Genomic DNA, 15,222 nt, shown 5'->3' on the forward strand with positions numbered 1-15,222 from the left:
CACACTAACCTCCCAGCCATGACTATCTCGGAGACGTTGCACGTCATCGGCCGGCCGTTGCTCCAGGCGCAGCTGGAGCATCCCACCGTGGCCGGGATCGCGCGGGGCGACCTGGCCGAGCCGGTGTTCAGGTCGTGGCTGGAGCAGGACTACCTGTTCCTGCTGGACTACGTGCGGGTGTTCGCCCGGCTGGCCTGGCAGGCGCCCGACGCGCATCTGGGTGATCTGGTGGATCTGGCGCACACGACGTACCACGACGAGTTGAGCTTGCATCGGTCGTTGTCGGCGGAGTTCGGGGCGGATCTGGACGGGGCGGTGAAAGGGCCGGCGTGTGCCGCGTACACGGCGTTCCTGCTGGAGTCGGCGGCGTCGTACGGGGAGGGGTTGGCGGCGCTCTATCCGTGCATGTGGGGGTATTCCAGTCTCGGGCGGATCCTGGCGGAGAACCCGCCTGCCGAGCCGCGGTACCGGGCCTGGGTGGACACGTACGCCGATCCGGGATTCGCGGCGCTGACGGTGCGGATCGCGCAGATGATCGATGAGGCCGGCCCGGATCCGGTGCGGGCGCAGGCGCTGTTCACGGAGGGGATGGCGCACGAGCTGGCCTTCTGGGACGTTCCGTAGTTTCCACAGGCTGTGGACGGCGCAGTGTGTACCGAGGCCGTGCACCGTACCCTGGTGGCATGCCGGAACTTCCTGAAGTGGAGTCTCTGGTCCACTTCCTGCGCGAACGCGCGGTGGGCCGCACCATCCTGGGCGTCGACGTGGTCGCCTTCCAGGCGCTCAAGACGTTCGACCCGCCGGTCACCGCGCTCGGCGGGCTGACCGTGACCGGCGTGACAAGGCACGGCAAGTTCCTCGACCTCGACTGCGACGGGCTGCACCTGGTCATTCACCTGGCCCGGGCGGGGTGGTTGCGCTGGCGTGAGGATCTGTCCGGGGCGAAGCCGGTTCGTCCGGGAAAGGGGCCGCTCGCAGTGCGGGTGCGGCTGGCGCCTGACGACGAGGGCTTGGCACCCGGGTTCGAGCTCACCGAGGCGGGGACGCAGAAGCGCCTCGCCGTCTATGTCACGAAAAATCCGGACGATGTCCCCGGCGTCGCCGCCCTCGGCCCCGATCCCCTCGACGAGTCCTTCACCGTGGACGCGCTCAAGCGGATCGTGGGCGGCAACCGTACCCAGATCAAGGGGCTGCTGCGCGATCAGAAGATCATCGCGGGCATCGGGAACGCTTACTCCGATGAGGTGCTGCACGCGGCCAAGATGTCGCCGTTCAAGATCGCGGCGACGTTGACGGACGCGCAGATCGCCGACCTCCACGAGGCCATCGTCGCCACGCTGAGGGAGGCGGTGGAGCGGGCGCACGGGCTGGCGGCCAAGGATCTCAAGGCCGAGAAGAAGTCCGGGCTTCGCGTGCATAATCGGGCGGGGCAGCCGTGTGATGTGTGCGGCGACACGATCCGCGAGGTGTCGTTCGCCGACTCCGCGCTCCAGTACTGCCCCACCTGCCAAACCGGCGGCAAGCCGCTCGCCGATAGGCGTCTTTCCCGTCTTCTTAAGTGATCCTTTTTTCTTTTGTTTACGGTCGCCCAGCGTCACCGCACGCGCCGATGTCCCTTTCCTTCTGTCATGGCCGGTCGTGAAGGCTCACGGGTTGCTCGCCGTGACGGAGCGCATACTTGGCCGGGTTCCGTGGTTACGGGCGGGGCGCCGTGCACATTGCGCCGGGCCCCGCCGTGCCCCGGACCGCCGACGCGGCGCCCATCCTGCACGTGGCTGTTCGGACGGTTCTGCTCGTGGTGGGTGCCGCTCGCGTGGCCGTCGGCGTTGTGTCCACGGCCCACAGGCTCTCGGTGGCATGGCCCCGACTGATGGGGCGCTGACGCGGGGTGTGTCAGGCCTTGACTGGTACGCGGTCTCTTTCCCGGGTGTGGGTGCGTAGGCCGATGGTGGCGATGACGGCGGCCAGCAGGGTTGCGGTCACCGGGGCGAGCAGGGCTGTGCGGAGGGCGGACAGGCCGGCTTCTGGGGTGGTTTGGGTGCCTAGGACGGCTACGTTGAGGGCGGTGACGGCCGAGAGGCCCAGGGCGGCGCCGAACTGGAAGGAAGAGTTGATGAGGCCGCCGGCCAGGCCCTGTTCGTGCTCGGCGATGCCGTCCGTGGCGACGATCGTGAGCGGGCCGTACACGAAGGCGAACATCAGGCCGATGAGCAGCATCGACGGCAGCATGGCCGCGTACGTCCAGTCCAGGCCGACGCCCAGGAACAGCGCGTACGCCAGGAGGCCCGACAGCAGGCCGCCCAGGACGACCTTGGCGTTGCCGTACCGGTTGACGAGCCACGGGGTGAGCGTCGGGGCGAGGACCACGTCGGCGGCGGCTGCCAGCAGGGCCAGGCCCGTCTGGATGGTGGACCAGCCGCGCAGCTCCTGCAGGTAGAGCGTGACCAGGAACTGGAACCCGAAGAACGAGGCGGTCAGCAGGGCGGCCATGAGGTTGGCCCGGACCAGCGAGCCCGACGCGAGGATGCCGAGGCGGACCAGTGGGTTGGCGGAGCGGCGCTCGATGGCGGCGAAGGCCGCCAGCAGGGCCAGGCCGCCGGCGAAGGCCGCGACGGTCAGCGGCCATCCGTCGGCCGGGTGCTCCAGGCGCACGACGCCGTAGACGAGCAGCATCATCGAGCCTGTGATGGTCGCGGCGCCAGCCAGGTCGAACCCGGTGGCCTGGGGCCGGTCCGCGGTGGCAGGCTCCTTGATCAGGGGGATCGCGACGGCCAGGATCACCGCTGACATCAGGACCGGCGCGAAGAAGACCCAGCGCCAGCCGAGCGCCGTCAGCAGGCCGCCGATCACCAGGCCGAGCGCGAAGCCGCCCGCGGCCGTCCCCGCGTAGATCAGCAGTGCCCGGTTGCGCAGCCGCCCCTCGGGGAACGTCGTGGTGATCAAGGAGAGGCCGGCCGGGGTCATGAAGGCGGCGGCCACGCCCGTGACGAAGCGGGCGATCAGCAGGACCCAGCCTTCCTCTGCGAAGCCGCCCAGCCCTGAGAACAGCAGGAACACCCCGAGCCAGAGCAGGAACATGCGGCGGCGGCCCAGCAGGTCGGCCGCCCGGCCGCCGAGCAGCATGAAGCCGCCGTAGCCGAGCACGTACGCGCTCACGACCCCGCTCAGCATGCCCGTGGACAACCCCAGGTCGGCCCGGATGGACGGGAGGGCGACGTTCAGCATGGCCACGTCGATGCCCTCGAGGAAGATGGCGCCGCACAGGACGGCGAGGATGCCCCAGGAACGGGCAGGCATGACAAACCCCCGGTTACGTATAGGCAGTCGGTTATCTCTTGTAACCGTCCACATCTTGGGCCAGCATGAGATGCCATGGAAGACGGCACTTTCAGATCACTTAGTTACTGCGACAGCACCGTGGACGACGACTACGACGTGCGGCAGTGGGACACCCGCGAGGACTGCGAGGTCCGCCAGATACTCGACCGCATCGCGGACAAGTGGTCGCTCCTGGTCATCGCGCTGCTCGACTGCCAGAGCCTGCGTTTCTCGCAGCTTCGCCGCGAGATCGACGGCGTCAGCCAGCGCATGCTCAGCGTGACCCTGCGCCACCTGGAGCGCGACGGGCTGGTGTCCCGTACGGTCCACCCCGTGGTGCCGCCCAGGGTCGACTACGCGCTGACGCCGCTCGGCCGGACCCTGCACCAGACGATCAAATCCCTGGTCACCTGGACCGAGGAGCACCAGGCGGAGATCGCGGCGGCCCGTGCCGACTACGACGCACGGCAAGAGATGATGGAGGCATGACCGTTCCTGAAATCGAGGCCAGCGCGCTTCCCGACGACGCCTACCTGCTGGACGTGCGTGAGCAGGAGGAATGGGTGGCCGGCCACGCCCCTGCCGCCGTGCACATCCCCATGACACAGATCCAGCAGCGCGTCGACGAGGTGCCCGGAGACCGGACGGTCTACGTCGTCTGCCGGGTGGGCGGCCGGTCGCTGCAGGTCGCGGCCTGGCTCAACCAGCTCGGGCGGGACGCGGTCAACGTCGGTGGCGGCATGCAGTCGTGGGAGGCCGCGCGCCGCCCGATGGTGAGTGAGACCGGACAGCAACCTTTCGTGGCCTAACGCGCAGTTCGCCCTTTATGGCATGATGAGGGCGCTAATTTCAGATCGTCGCGGGAGCTCGGGGTGCCGGGCTGAGAGGGCAGCTATCCATCCGCTGCCGACCGCCTGAACCTGTCCGGGTAATGCCGGCGTAGGGAGTGTGCGATGACGCATGTCGCCGACGAAGTTCCGCTGACCCTTGAGGGCGCGCCCCCGAAGACCCTCGGTGTCCTCGACCAGGGCGCGCTCTGGGCGAACCTCGGCGTCAGCCTCCTGGGCTTCTCCGGAGCCCTCTACCTGCTCGACCCCCTTGGCAACGCACCGCTCAGCCTGATCGCCGCGCTCACCGCCGCTCTGGTCGGCAGCCTCATCGGCACGGCCATGGTGGGCCTGTCCGCCATCCCCGGCACCCAGACGGGCCAGCCGTCGATGGTGCTGTTGCGCGGGCTCTTCGGGGCCAAGGCGTCCTACGTGCCAACGGTGCTGAACATCGTCCAGATGCTCGGTTGGGGCGCGTTCGAGCTCTGGGTGATCGCCAAGGCCGCCAGCGCGATCTTCAGTGGCGTCCCGTACCAGGTGTGGGTGATCGTGGCCGGGGTGCTGACCACGGCGCTCACGATCTGGCCGCTCGGGGCGGTCCGCCTGATCCGGCGGTACGTCACCATCGGCGTGATCGTGTCCATGATCTGGTTCACCTGGTTCCTCGTGTCCGAGGCGCCCGCGCACACCGGCGGGAGCTGGACCGCCTTCCCCGCCGCCGTCGACTACGTGATCGCGCTCTCGGTGTCGTGGGTGCCCATGGCCGCAGACTTCGCCCGCCACTCCAGGTCCAGCAAGGCCGCGTTCACCGGCGTGGTGGGCGGCTACACACTGGCCCAGGTCGCCTGTCTGGGACTGGGCGTGTACGCGGTGGCCATCGCGGGCGCGGACGCCGTGGTTGCGGACGGAACGGCCGTTTTCGGACCGTTCGTGGCGGCGCCGGTGGGCGCGTTGTTCTTCGCGATCCTGGTGCTGCGCGAGACCGATCAGTCGTTCGCCAACGTCTACTCGACCACCGTGTCGCTGCAGAACCTGATGCCGCGGGTGGACCGTCGCGTCTTCTCCACCGCCATCGGGGTGCTCACCATCGCGATCGCGCTGGTCGTGGACGTCACGTCCTACGGGGCGTTCCTCGGCGTGATCGGCGCGGTGTTCGTGCCGATGTTCGCCGTCCTCGCCGTGGACTACTTCGTCTTCGCCCGTGGCGACCGCTGGAACACCGCGGAGAACGCCCCCGCGCGCTGGTCGATGCTGGTGCCGTGGGTGCTGGGCTTCGTCGCCTACTGGCTGACGACCTCGACCCCCACCGTGCCGGCGTGGGACGACTTCTGGACGCGGACGCGTGAGCTGATCGGCTTCACCAGGGAGCCGTGGATGAACGGCGCGCTCGGCGGGGCCTTAGTGGCCGCGCTCGTGACGCTGCTCATCGGCCTGCTGCTGCGGCGCGCTGCTCGACGTTGAGCAGGTGCTGCTTGGCGGCCGGGCCGCCCGCGTAGTCGCCGAGGCCGCCGTCCTCGCGCACCACACGGTGGCACGGCACGATCACGCAGACGGGGTTGGAGGCCAGCGCGTTGCCGATCGCCCGCAACGCGCGCGGCCTGCCGATGCTCGCGCCGATCTCCTCCAGCGTGGTGGTCGTGCCGTACGGCACCGCCATGGTCTTCTGCAGCACGGTACGCGCGAACGACGTGGCCAGCGTCAGGTCGACCGGCGTGGCGAACGCCCGCAGGCGGCCGGAGAAGTAGGCGTCCAGCTCTCTGCGCACCGGGTCGAGCCGTCGCGCGTCCGGGCCGATGAACCTGCCCACATGCCTGGTGAGCAGCTCGAAGACGGCGTTCTCCGACTCGAAGGAGCAGGCGGCGATGCCTTTGCCGGTCACCGCCAGCACCAGCCGGCCGAGCGCGCCGTCGTACGTGCCGAAGGCGATGTCCGGTGGCGTCTCGCCCCGATAGGTGGTGGAGGTCACCCGCAGCAGGGCATCCAGATCGCCGCTCGCCATGCCCCCACCCCTTCCCCGCGACAGAGAAATCGCCGTGACCGCAGCGTATCGGACGGATCGCCCGACGTACCTCCCGTGCCACGGGCACTATGGAGGTGTGGGTGACCAATGGGCCGGTAGTGACGATGAGATCGCCCGCGCGGTGCTCGCCAGCTCACCCAACGCCGTCGTGGCGCTCGACAGGGACCAGAGTGTGCTGGTCTGGAACGAGGCCGCCGAGCGGCTCTTCGGGTGGACGGCCGAGGAGATGATCGGGCGCAGGGCCCCGATCGTGCCCGCGGAGCTGATCGCCGAGCTCAACGCCGTGCTCGAACGGGTGCGCACCGGTGGCCAGGTGTCGTTGCGCACCAAACGCCTGCACAGCGACGGCAGCGTGCTCGACATGCGCGTCGACATCAGCGCGTTGCGGCTGGGCAGCGCCGTGGCCGGGTACGTGTGCGTGCACCACCTGGCCAGGACCGACGAGGTCGCCAAGAACCGCATGGCGCGCCGGGCCAGGCTCGTGCGCAAGCTGACCGACGTGGTCGGCGACATCAACTCCGAGCTGGAGCTGTCGGCCGTGCTCGACCGGATCTCGGCCAGCCTCACCGAGCTGACCGGGGCGGACGCGGGCGGGTTCGTGCTGATCGAGGGGGAACGGCTGCGGCTGGTCAGCACGTACCAGCTGCCGGAGTCGATCAGGGGGACCACCAGCGACCTGCGGACGAGCCTCGTGGATCGGCTCTTACGAACGGGCAAGACCGTCCTGCTGCAGTCGAACGAGCTCGACGACCTGGTGTGGGCGAAGCTGAACGGCCTGCACACGATCGCGCTGGGCCTCGCCGCCGTCGGCGGGCGGCCGTACGGCGCGCTCTACGCGCTCTTCGCCCGGCGCACGCCAGGGCACCTCGAACTGGAACTGCTGGAACTGCTGGCCGGGCATGCCGGCATCGCCGTCGGCAACGCGGTCGCCTACCAGGAGGCGGTGCGGCAGCGGGCGCACGAGCAGGCCGTGTTCGACGCCAGCGCCGACGGGATCGCCGTGCTCGACGAGGCCGGGCGTGTCGTGCGGTGGAACCCGGCCGCCGCCGAGATCACCGCGTTCCCCGCCGACGCCGTCATCGGCGGGCCGCCGCCGTTCCCGCTGCCCAAGAGCGGGGAGAAGCTCACGTACCAGATGGGGAGCGGGCGGTGGCTGGACGTGGTGAGCGCGCAGGTCGAGGAGACCGGCGAGGTCGTCGTCGACTTCCGCGACGTGACCACGGCCAAGGAGCTGGAGGAGGCCAAGGACCTGTTCCTGGCCACGACCAGCCACGAGCTGCGGACGCCGATCACGATCGTGCGGGGGTTCGCGAGCACGCTGGACTCGCGCTGGGACAAGATGAGCGACCCCGAGCGGCGCTCGGCCGTGCACACGATCGCCGAGCGGGCCAGGTCGCTCGGGCAGCTCATGGATCACCTGCTGCTCGGCGCCAGGGCGGGCGCGGACGAGCTCAAGGTGCGGATCGAGAGGTTCGACCTGGCCGAGCGCATCCACGCGGCCACGCTGGGACTGCCCTCGTTGTCGGACAAGCACCGGGTGGAGGTCGTGCTCCCCGACGAGCTCCCGAACGTGCTCGGCGACGCCCTCGCCACGGACATCGTGCTGGGGCAGCTGCTGGAGAACGCGTTCAAGTACTCCCCGAAGGGCGGGTTGATCAGCGTCGAGGCCTGGCTGGAGGACGACAACGTCGTCGTGGTGGTCGACGACGAAGGCGTCGGCATCGCCCCGCCCGACCGCGAGCGGATCTTTGAGAGGTTCGTCCAAGTGGACAGCGGCGACCGGAGAAGGTTTGGTGGAGTAGGGCTCGGGCTCTACATCGTCCGCAGCCTCGCCAGAGCACAAGGAGGGGACGTGAGCGCTCATCCGAGGCCGGGAGGGGGCACCAGGATGCGACTTGTCCTGCGATGCGCTTCCACTATCCGATCCGACACACCGGTGCGGTAACGAGGTGGTCACGGTTGAGCTGACCTATCGTCCAATGTGTACAAGCTGTGATCGAGATGCGGTTTCTGGGATCGAGTAACGGGGCATTTCGGTCGTACCGGGGAGTGTTCCCGCGGGGGGCACAGGGAACGGGGAGGTGGGTGTGTCAAGCGTGGTGCTGCTGCCGTACGCGCCGTCCAGCGTTGCCGTTGCCCGCCAGCGTCTGAGCACTGACCTGCAGGAATGCGGGGTCTTTTCCACGGCGATCGACGATGCGGTGCTGGTGGTGAGCGAGTTGCTGAGCAACGCGCTGCGGCACGCGCATCCGCTGCCGTCGGGGATGGTGAGGGTCGCCTGGCTGCGCAGCGACGATCACATCGAGGTGGCGGTCAGCGACGGGGGTGCGGCGACCGAGCCGCGCGCCGGCCGCCCGACCCTTTCCTCGCTGGGGGGCCGGGGGCTCGGCATCGTGGAATATGTGGCGGAGAGCTGGGGCGTGCGTCACGACGGGGACACCACGACGGTGTGGGCCATCCTGCCCGCCCCCAAAGGAGCGATGAACGGGCAGGTCGCAGCGCTCAAAGAGGCCGGCTAGCCAGCACGGCCCGCTCCCCTGTCGCCCACGCCGTGGACACCAGCAGATAGAGACCCGCCGCCAGCGGGAGCACGAGCGCGGCCAGCACAGAGCCGTACGGCAGCAGCCGCATGATCCTCCTCATCAGCTCGGGCTGCTCCTCCGGAACCTTGATTTGCCTCGCCGACAGCCATGCCACCGCTGTGATCAGCACGATGACCAGAACAAAGACCAAAAACGGGCCGCTGACCAGACCGTAATTAGCCACCACGCCGGCCACTTGATGCCCCAGCGGCGCCCCGAACAGATCGTGACCGGCCAGCGCGGTCGGATGCGTGGCCACCCGGTACATCAGCCACATGAACGGCAACTGCGTCAGCATCGGCAGGAACCCGGCGAACGGCGAGCTGCCTTCCTTGGCGTAAAGCGCCCGCGTCTCCCGCATCAATCGCTCGGGATTACGCGCGAAGCGTTTCTGCAGGTCGCGAAGTTTGGGCGCGAGGCGCTCGCGGATCTTCACCGTACGGGCCTGGCGCACGTTGAGCGGCAGCAGCAAGAGCCGCACGGCCACGGTGAACAACACGATCGCGAGCGCGGCATTGCCCCCGGCCATGCCGATGACGAACGTGACAAGAGAATCGATCATGAGCCCTTCCCTCAATGGGAGATCGGATCAGGGCTCACGTGTCGGCGAGCCCCGCTTGCGTGTGGAAGCGGGGCATGCCTATGGGGCTCGTGGACGCGGGCGTCCGGCCGCGTCCGGGTCGCGCTGGCGCTGGAACGCCGTACGGCGCGCGTAGGACAGCGGAAAGCTCGGCGGCTCCCCGCTGAGGACGGGCAGCAACGCGGCCGCCCACGCGGCCAGCAGCAGGATCGCCATCATGGTGATCCCGACCAGCCACGGATCAAGCAGGAACAGTGTCAACGTGACCGGGTCAATGCGACCGGGAGGACTTGCCGACGACGGTGACCGCGATGAACGCGACCAGGCCGACCACACCGATGATCAGAGCGATCTTGAACAGGAACGCCAGCATCGGCAGCAGGAAGTTGAACACCACGAAGAGACCTAGCAGGGTCCCTATGACGAGCATCACGACTTTACCCATGGAGCCACCGTACGTCCTCCGGGCATGATCCGCGAGGCTTACGAACCGATGACGTCCATGCCACTTCCGCGGGGCGTGGCCGTACCGTGAAGACGTGAACACGCGCATCCTGGTGGTCGATGACGATCCGACGGTCTCCGAGGTCGTCGCCCGCTATTTGGAGCGCGACGGGCACGAGGTCGAGTGTGTGGGCGACGGCGCGGAGGCGCTGCGCAGGGCGCTGGCGCACCCGCCGGATCTCATGGTGCTCGATCTCATGCTGCCCAAGATCGACGGGCTGCAGGTGTGCAGGAAGCTGAGGGAGCGCTGGCCGGTGCCGGTGATCATGCTGACCGCGCTCGGTGAGGAGATCGACCGCGTGGTGGGCCTCGAGACCGGGGCCGACGATTACGTGACCAAGCCGTTCAGCCCGCGCGAGCTGGCGCTGCGCGTGCAGTCCGTGTTGCGGCGGGCCAGAGGCGCCTCCGTGACCGGCGGGACCGGGGTGTTGCGTGACGGTGACCTCATGGTGGACGTGGGAGCCCACGAGGTGCGGTTGCGCGAGGACGAGATCATGCTGACGGCCCGGGAGTTCGACCTGCTGGCGTACCTCATGCGCAACCCCCGCCAGGCCTTCAGCCGCTCGGCGCTGCTCAACCAGGTGTGGGGGTGGTCGTTCGGCGACTCCTCCACGGTGACCGTGCACGTACGGCGGCTGCGGGAGAAGATCGAGCCGGATCCGACCGCGCCGCGCAGGATCGTCACGGTGTGGGGGGTCGGGTACCGGTACGAGCCCTTGGAAGACGGCGGCTGATGGGTACGGAGCTGTGGATGGTCGTGGCCGTGGCCGCCGGGCTCGGGCTGCTGGTGGCGCTCGCCGGCGTCTGGGTGATGGGCCGGCTGCGTACCAAGTCCATCGGGGTGATGCTGGCCGTGGTCGTGGTGGTCGCCGTGGCCGCCACCCTGGCGGGCGTCGTGGCGATCATCATGAAGATGATCATCGAGGGGCCGGTCAAGGACTTCGTGCTGAGCGTGGTGGCCGTCGGCGGGCTGGTGGGGCTAGGGGTCGCGTTCGTGCTGGCCAAGCGGGTGGTGCGGGAGAGCAGGCGGCTGGTGGACGCCGTACGGGACATGCCCTTCGTGGCCCCGCAGGGACTGCCCGCCGAGCTGCAGACGATCGCGAACACGCTGGAGGAGGCGTACGCGCGGGAACGGGCCCTGGAGGGGGCGCGGCGCGAGCTCGTGGCCTGGGTGAGTCACGACCTGCGGACGCCGCTGGCCGGCATGCGGGCCATGGCGGAGGCGCTGGAGGACGGGGTGGTGTCGGACCCCGAGACCGTCGCGCGCTATCACGGCCAGATCAAACTGGAGGTCGAGCGGTTGTCCGCCATGGTGGACGACCTGTTCGAGTTGTCGCGCATCCACGCCGGGGCCCTGCGGCTCTCCAGGGCCCGGATCGGGCTCGCCGACCTCGTCGCCGACACTCTGGCCGGTGCCGAGCCGCTCGCCAGGGCCAAGGGCGTGATGCTCACGGCCGAGGCGGCGGAGACCGTGCCGGTGGAGGCCGACGCCGGGGCGCTGGGACGGGCCCTCGGCAACCTCGTGGTCAACGCCATCCGGCACACGCCGTCGGATCGGACCGTGGTGTTGCGGGCCGGGGTGGACGAGGGGATGGCATGCCTGTCCGTGACGGACTGCTGCGGAGGGATCCCTGATGACGATCTGCCTCGGGTGTTCGAGGTGGCCTTCCGCGGGGAGGCGGCTCGGACTCCTACCGCCGACGGCGGCGCGGGGCTCGGGCTGGCGATCGCGCAGGGCATCGTGGAAGCGCACAACGGGGTGATCGGGGTGGTCAACGACGGGCCGGGGTGCCGGTTCGAGATCCGGCTTCCCCTGGTCAGCGGCTGACACCATTGATCGTTTCCGGAGGCCCGGCGCCGTCCGCGAGCGCGGCTTCGGTGTTGGGCTGGGCGCCGAACGACTCCCACATCGCCCGGAACGTCGGGCAGGGCCAGCGCCACATGCAGCTTCGGCACCGGAGGATGGGGTGCGCGGCGTCGCTCGTGATGCCGCCCGCGTCCCTCGGCTGATGGAGATCCAGCAGCCTGAGCCCGAGCTCGGCGAAGCTGAGCAGATCGCTACGGGCGCCGGCGAGGAACTCGAGGTCCTCGGTCGCCAGCCGGGTGCGAATGGGGACGTAGCCCTCGTGGTTGACCAGGCCACGGAGGCGTCCTGCTTCGTCATGCCATGATGTGGCCTTCTCTGTGCGGATGAGGATGGACTCCAGGTGTTCTCGGAGCCCCTGACGCTGATGATCTTCGGGATTCTCGGCCTTCATCGATGCGGGGCCCGTCCCTCCTCTTCGACGTGACGTCGGCTGATTTGGTGTCACACTGTCAAGCTTCGCGTACTCTCCGTTTCCATGGAGCACAAACAGAGGACAAAAACCTGTGGTTGCCCTCTCGGCGTGACAACGTGACCGGAAGGCTTCGCACCGCTAGCCTGCCCATGTGGAGCTCAAGGTCTCGACCAGATCACATGCCGGGTGCGCGGTAGTCGCGGTCACCGGGGAAATCGACCTCTATACGGCGCCTCACCTGCAGTCCGAGTTCACTCGGCTGCTGCAGGAGGGGCCCAGCAGAGTTGTCATCGACATGTCCGCCGTGGATTTCTGTGACTCCACGGGGATGAACGTGCTGCTTTCGGCGCTCAAGCGGATGAAGGAGCAGGGCGGGACACTGGAGGTGGCCGCGCCGCGTCCCGCCGTACGCAAGATTCTGCAGGTCACCGGGCTCGACTCGGTGTTCACCGTGCATGACAAGGTGCCGGAGGAGTTCCTCATCGCCGAGGGCTCATGACGGGAGCCGGACGCGGGGGCGTCGGTCGCCGGCGCGATGCCGCATCCGGCGACATGGCCGGGCGTCGCCGCCGACGGCGGCGAGGACGTACCGTTCGGGTGATGCCGTCTTCCTGAGACGACTACCTTGGGGGACGATGTTGTCCTGTTCATGGAAGGTAACGCCCAGTGATCGGTGACACCGCGGTCATCATCCCGGCCGCCAACGAAGCCGACCGCATCGCGGCCACCGTCAAGGCCGCTGCGGCCCTGCCCGGCGTGGACCTCGTCGTGGTCGTGGACGACGGGTCGCGCGACCAGACCGGCCGGGTGGCGCGCGCGGCGGGAGCCCGGGTGGTGCGGCACAGCCGCAACAGGGGCAAGGCCGCGGCGATGGAGACCGGAGCGGAGGCCGTACGCCTTCTGGACGAGGATGCCACCCCCCGTCACCTGCTGTTCCTCGACGCCGACCTGGGGGAGACCGCGGCTGCCGCGGCCCCGCTCATCGAGCCCGTACGCGCGGGTCAGGCCGACATGACCATCGCCGTCTTCGCGACCAGGGTGAAGCTCGGCGGCCATGGCCTGGTCGTACGCCTTTCCAGGGAGGGCATCCGCCGGGCCGTCGGCTTGGAGCTCGCCCAGCCGCTCAACGGCCAGCGCTGCCTGACCAGAGCCGCCTTCGAAGCGGCCCGGCCGCTGGCGCACGGGTTCGGCGTGGAGACCGCGCTGACGATTGACCTGGTGCGCAAGGGATATCGGGTGACGGAGGTCGAGGTGGACATGGCACATCGGGCTACCGGGACGGATTGGCGTGCGCAGCTCCACCGCGCGGTCCAACTCCGTGACGTGGCCCGCGCCCTGGCGATCCGGGACCCGCTGGTCACCCAAAACCTCCACAAACTTCGCACCAACCGCTGACCACCTCCGGCTGCATCGGTGCTTTGAGCACGTTGCCGCCCGGAGTGCGACGCCTGGCCCTCCGGATCTGATGCCGTTGCCTTGGACCGCCGGCCCGGAGCACGGCCCCCGGTCCTCCGGACCCGGGGCCGTTGCCTTGACCGCCGGCTCGGCGTGCCTGGCCGGTCGGGCGCGTGGCTTCGGCGAGCCTGGCGGTTCCTGACCCAGCGGAGAGGCCGTGCCGTCGTTGTGCGCGGGGCCTGCCGCATCTCGCGCGCTGCCTCACTGCCAGTCGGTTGTCCACAGGGAGCGGCCGTCCGGCCGAAGCCGGTCGGAGTGTGTGCTGGAATTTGCGGGTGACTTCGGAGACGCGGCACGACACGGCACGAGTCCGGCCGGCCTGGGCGGCCACTGGGGCGATCGGTGCCTCGATCCTGCTGACGATCACCATCGGCCTCCTCGGCCCGTCACCCATGGTTCCGGCGCTGAGCGGCCCGTCCTGGCAACCGCCGTACTCTCTCGACGTCCACCCCGCCCCGCACCTGACGGTCGCCCTCGCCGCCGTCGCGCTCCTCCTGGGCGGCCTCGGCCTCCTGGCCGCCCTCTCCGCCATCCGCACCCCACCCACGGCCAACGCCGAAGTGCCGATGCCGGTCGGATCCGGCTCTCCCACGAGCCGCTCTCGACCCGCATCCGGCCAAGAAACCCAGCCGATGGCAGGGCGGGCCGGAGCAGGCCGGGGCCTGCCGAGCGCACGCCTGCTGGTGCTCATCGGCTGCCTTTCCGCCGGGATCCTGGCGTTCCTGCCTCCCTCGGGCTCCGCCGACCACCTCAACTACGCCGCGTACGGCCGCATGGCGACGCTGGGCCTCAGCCCGTACACCCATGGCGCCGCCGGCCTGCCCGGCGACCCCATCGCCGACGCCGTAGAGGAGCCGTGGCGTGAGGAGCCGAGCGTTTACGGCCCGGTCGCGACGGCTCTGCAGGCGGCCGCGAGCTGGGCCGGCGGGGACTCGCTCCGGTTGACGATCTTCGTTCTGGCGCTGTTCAACGCCGCTGCCTTCATCGCGACCGGCCTCCTCATAGACCGTTTCACCAGGGACGACCCGGACCGGCGCCGGCGCGCGGCCCTGTTGTGGACGGCCAATCCACTCCTGCTTTATCACCTGGTGGCGGGCATGCACGTGGACACCCTGGCCATCGCCTGCATGGTCGCGGCGCTCGTGGCCAGGAGCCGTCCCGTGGGTTCGGGCGCTCTCCTCGGACTGGGGGTGGCGATCAAGCTCAACGCCGGTCTGGTGGCCCTCGGCCCTGCCTGGGAGCTACGCCGGCGCCCCGCCCGGCTGGCCCTCATGGCGGCCTGCGCCCTGGCGCTGGTGGTGATCGGGTACGTGATCGTCGGGGCGGAAGCGATCACGCCGGTGACACGCACCAGCAAGTCGATCTCGCATGCCTCCTACTGGAAGCTCGTCCAGGGCTGGCTCCAGTCGATCGTGGGCACGGGAAGCGCATACCGGGGGGAGATCCAGGTCGGCTCGTTGCTGGTGCTCGCGCTCGTCGCCTGGTGCCTGCTCCGCTGGGCTTCCCGTACGCACTGGACCAGCCGACTGCACGGCACCCCCCGGACCGACACGCTGAGCGGCGCCGGCGGGTTGGAGGCGCCGGTGGTGGCTGCCGGGCTGGTGGTGGCGTACCTGTTCGCCACGCCGTACATCCTGCCCTGGTACGACGGGCTGGC

General features: G+C 69.4%; 17 protein-coding genes, 1 pseudogene and 1 riboswitch. Of the genes and pseudogenes, 12 read left to right on the forward strand and 6 right to left on the reverse strand.

Translation table 11 applies throughout. The annotated features are described in order from the left end of the window. Positions 1 to 18: 18 nt before the first annotated feature. Together EDD27_RS44150 and EDD27_RS44155 are read left to right on the forward strand one after the other, a co-directional pair. Positions 19 to 624, forward strand: a complete 606-nt coding sequence (locus EDD27_RS44150; RefSeq protein WP_127938107.1) for a TenA family protein — start codon at positions 19 to 21, stop codon at positions 622 to 624. Positions 625 to 683: 59 nt separating this feature from the next. Further along, on the forward strand, positions 684 to 1,562 hold the full coding sequence (locus EDD27_RS44155) for an Fpg/Nei family DNA glycosylase (RefSeq protein ID WP_127938109.1): 879 nt from the start codon (positions 684 to 686) through the stop codon (positions 1,560 to 1,562). Between the two features lie 331 nt (positions 1,563 to 1,893). On the opposite strand, the gene EDD27_RS44160 is transcribed toward EDD27_RS44155, so the two are convergent. Then, positions 1,894 to 3,297, reverse strand: a complete 1,404-nt coding sequence (locus tag EDD27_RS44160) for an MFS transporter (protein WP_127938111.1) — start codon at positions 3,295 to 3,297, stop codon at positions 1,894 to 1,896. Positions 3,298 to 3,372: 75 nt separating this feature from the next. Here EDD27_RS44160 and EDD27_RS44165 point away from each other — a divergent pair, with 75 nt between their 5' ends. From EDD27_RS44165 to EDD27_RS44175, 3 genes are all read left to right on the forward strand, one after another. Beyond that, positions 3,373 to 3,807: a winged helix-turn-helix transcriptional regulator gene (locus tag EDD27_RS44165; RefSeq protein WP_127938113.1), complete on the forward strand. Its 435-nt coding sequence runs from the start codon at positions 3,373 to 3,375 to the stop codon at positions 3,805 to 3,807. Beyond that, positions 3,804 to 4,127, forward strand: coding sequence for a rhodanese-like domain-containing protein (locus tag EDD27_RS44170; protein WP_127938115.1), 324 nt, complete (start codon positions 3,804 to 3,806; stop codon positions 4,125 to 4,127). The genes EDD27_RS44165 and EDD27_RS44170 overlap by 4 nt, the downstream gene beginning before the upstream one ends. Positions 4,128 to 4,167: 40 nt before the next feature. Beyond that, positions 4,168 to 4,281, forward strand: a riboswitch (TPP riboswitch). Next, a complete protein-coding gene (locus EDD27_RS44175) occupies positions 4,272 to 5,606 on the forward strand; it encodes a purine-cytosine permease family protein (RefSeq protein ID WP_127938117.1) in 1,335 nt (444 codons plus the stop codon). It overlaps the preceding riboswitch by 10 nt. Here the strand turns inward: EDD27_RS44175 and EDD27_RS44180 are convergent. Next, positions 5,569 to 6,144: a methylated-DNA--[protein]-cysteine S-methyltransferase gene (locus EDD27_RS44180; RefSeq protein ID WP_127938119.1), complete on the reverse strand. Its 576-nt coding sequence runs from the start codon at positions 6,142 to 6,144 to the stop codon at positions 5,569 to 5,571. The genes EDD27_RS44175 and EDD27_RS44180 overlap by 38 nt on opposite strands. A gap of 97 nt (positions 6,145 to 6,241) precedes the next feature. Here EDD27_RS44180 and EDD27_RS44185 point away from each other — a divergent pair, with 97 nt between their 5' ends. Both EDD27_RS44185 and EDD27_RS44190 read left to right on the forward strand, forming a co-directional pair. Next, a complete protein-coding gene (locus tag EDD27_RS44185) occupies positions 6,242 to 8,110 on the forward strand; it encodes a sensor histidine kinase (RefSeq protein WP_127938121.1) in 1,869 nt (622 codons plus the stop codon). Positions 8,111 to 8,252: 142 nt separating this feature from the next. After that, a complete protein-coding gene (locus EDD27_RS44190; RefSeq protein ID WP_241564570.1) occupies positions 8,253 to 8,684 on the forward strand; it encodes an ATP-binding protein in 432 nt (143 codons plus the stop codon). Here the strand turns inward: EDD27_RS44190 and EDD27_RS44195 are convergent. From EDD27_RS44195 to EDD27_RS54985, 3 genes are all read right to left on the reverse strand, one after another. Next, positions 8,668 to 9,324: a YidC/Oxa1 family membrane protein insertase gene (locus EDD27_RS44195; RefSeq protein ID WP_127938125.1), complete on the reverse strand. Its 657-nt coding sequence runs from the start codon at positions 9,322 to 9,324 to the stop codon at positions 8,668 to 8,670. The genes EDD27_RS44190 and EDD27_RS44195 overlap by 17 nt on opposite strands. 63 nt (positions 9,325 to 9,387) lie before the next feature. After that, positions 9,388 to 9,588, reverse strand: coding sequence for a DUF6412 domain-containing protein (locus tag EDD27_RS44200; RefSeq protein WP_206642351.1), 201 nt, complete (start codon positions 9,586 to 9,588; stop codon positions 9,388 to 9,390). A gap of 10 nt (positions 9,589 to 9,598) precedes the next feature. Next, the gene (locus EDD27_RS54985) at positions 9,599 to 9,772 is read right to left on the reverse strand and encodes a hypothetical protein (protein ID WP_164903390.1); all 174 of its coding nucleotides are present in this window, start codon (positions 9,770 to 9,772) and stop codon (positions 9,599 to 9,601) included. A 94-nt stretch (positions 9,773 to 9,866) separates the two neighbouring features. On the opposite strand from EDD27_RS54985, the gene EDD27_RS44205 reads away from it, so the two are divergent. Further along, positions 9,867 to 10,565 carry a response regulator transcription factor gene (locus EDD27_RS44205; protein WP_127938127.1) on the forward strand — a complete coding sequence of 233 codons (699 nt, stop codon included), beginning with the start codon at positions 9,867 to 9,869 and terminating at the stop codon, positions 10,563 to 10,565. Beyond that, positions 10,565 to 11,659 (forward strand): sensor histidine kinase, encoded by a 1,095-nt coding sequence (locus EDD27_RS44210; protein WP_127938129.1) that lies wholly within the window; start codon positions 10,565 to 10,567, stop codon positions 11,657 to 11,659. Before EDD27_RS44205 ends, EDD27_RS44210 begins: the two co-directional genes overlap by 1 nt. Here EDD27_RS44210 and EDD27_RS44215 read toward each other — a convergent pair. Beyond that, positions 11,649 to 12,089, reverse strand: a complete 441-nt coding sequence (locus EDD27_RS44215; RefSeq protein WP_241564571.1) for a hypothetical protein — start codon at positions 12,087 to 12,089, stop codon at positions 11,649 to 11,651. The genes EDD27_RS44210 and EDD27_RS44215 overlap by 11 nt on opposite strands. Before the next feature lie 172 nt (positions 12,090 to 12,261). Between EDD27_RS44215 and EDD27_RS44220 the strand changes: the two genes are divergently transcribed. The 3 genes and pseudogenes from EDD27_RS44220 to mptB form a co-directional block, all read left to right on the forward strand. After that, complete coding sequence (locus tag EDD27_RS44220) at positions 12,262 to 12,609, forward strand: STAS domain-containing protein (RefSeq protein ID WP_127938131.1); 348 nt, start codon at positions 12,262 to 12,264, stop codon at positions 12,607 to 12,609. Between the two features lie 167 nt (positions 12,610 to 12,776). After that, positions 12,777 to 13,505, forward strand: coding sequence for a glycosyltransferase family 2 protein (locus tag EDD27_RS44225; protein WP_127938133.1), 729 nt, complete (start codon positions 12,777 to 12,779; stop codon positions 13,503 to 13,505). A 692-nt stretch (positions 13,506 to 14,197) separates the two neighbouring features. Beyond that, positions 14,198 to 15,070: pseudogene (mptB, locus tag EDD27_RS59050) on the forward strand (polyprenol phosphomannose-dependent alpha 1,6 mannosyltransferase MptB); the annotation flags it as partial. Positions 15,071 to 15,222 lie beyond the last annotated feature (152 nt).

The organism is Nonomuraea polychroma (genome assembly GCF_004011505.1).
GTDB lineage: Bacteria > Actinomycetota > Actinomycetes > Streptosporangiales > Streptosporangiaceae > Nonomuraea > Nonomuraea polychroma.

What these genes read in the sequence shown, in the direction of transcription:
- EDD27_RS44160 (WP_127938111.1), bottom strand. Translation starts at nt 3,297, where the DNA reads ATGCCTGCCCGTTCCTGGGGCATCCTCGCCGTCCTGTGCGGCGCCATC.
- EDD27_RS54985 (WP_164903390.1), bottom strand. Translation starts at nt 9,772, where the DNA reads ATGGGTAAAGTCGTGATGCTCGTCATAGGGACCCTGCTAGGTCTCTTC.
- EDD27_RS44215 (WP_241564571.1), bottom strand. Translation starts at nt 12,089, where the DNA reads ATGAAGGCCGAGAATCCCGAAGATCATCAGCGTCAGGGGCTCCGAGAA.
- EDD27_RS44155 (WP_127938109.1), top strand. Translation starts at nt 684, where the DNA reads ATGCCGGAACTTCCTGAAGTGGAGTCTCTGGTCCACTTCCTGCGCGAA.
- EDD27_RS44180 (WP_127938119.1), bottom strand. Translation starts at nt 6,144, where the DNA reads ATGGCGAGCGGCGATCTGGATGCCCTGCTGCGGGTGACCTCCACCACC.
- EDD27_RS44150 (WP_127938107.1), top strand. Translation starts at nt 19, where the DNA reads ATGACTATCTCGGAGACGTTGCACGTCATCGGCCGGCCGTTGCTCCAG.
- EDD27_RS44170 (WP_127938115.1), top strand. Translation starts at nt 3,804, where the DNA reads ATGACCGTTCCTGAAATCGAGGCCAGCGCGCTTCCCGACGACGCCTAC.
- EDD27_RS44175 (WP_127938117.1), top strand. Translation starts at nt 4,272, where the DNA reads ATGACGCATGTCGCCGACGAAGTTCCGCTGACCCTTGAGGGCGCGCCC.
- EDD27_RS44165 (WP_127938113.1), top strand. Translation starts at nt 3,373, where the DNA reads ATGGAAGACGGCACTTTCAGATCACTTAGTTACTGCGACAGCACCGTG.
- EDD27_RS44210 (WP_127938129.1), top strand. Translation starts at nt 10,565, where the DNA reads ATGGGTACGGAGCTGTGGATGGTCGTGGCCGTGGCCGCCGGGCTCGGG.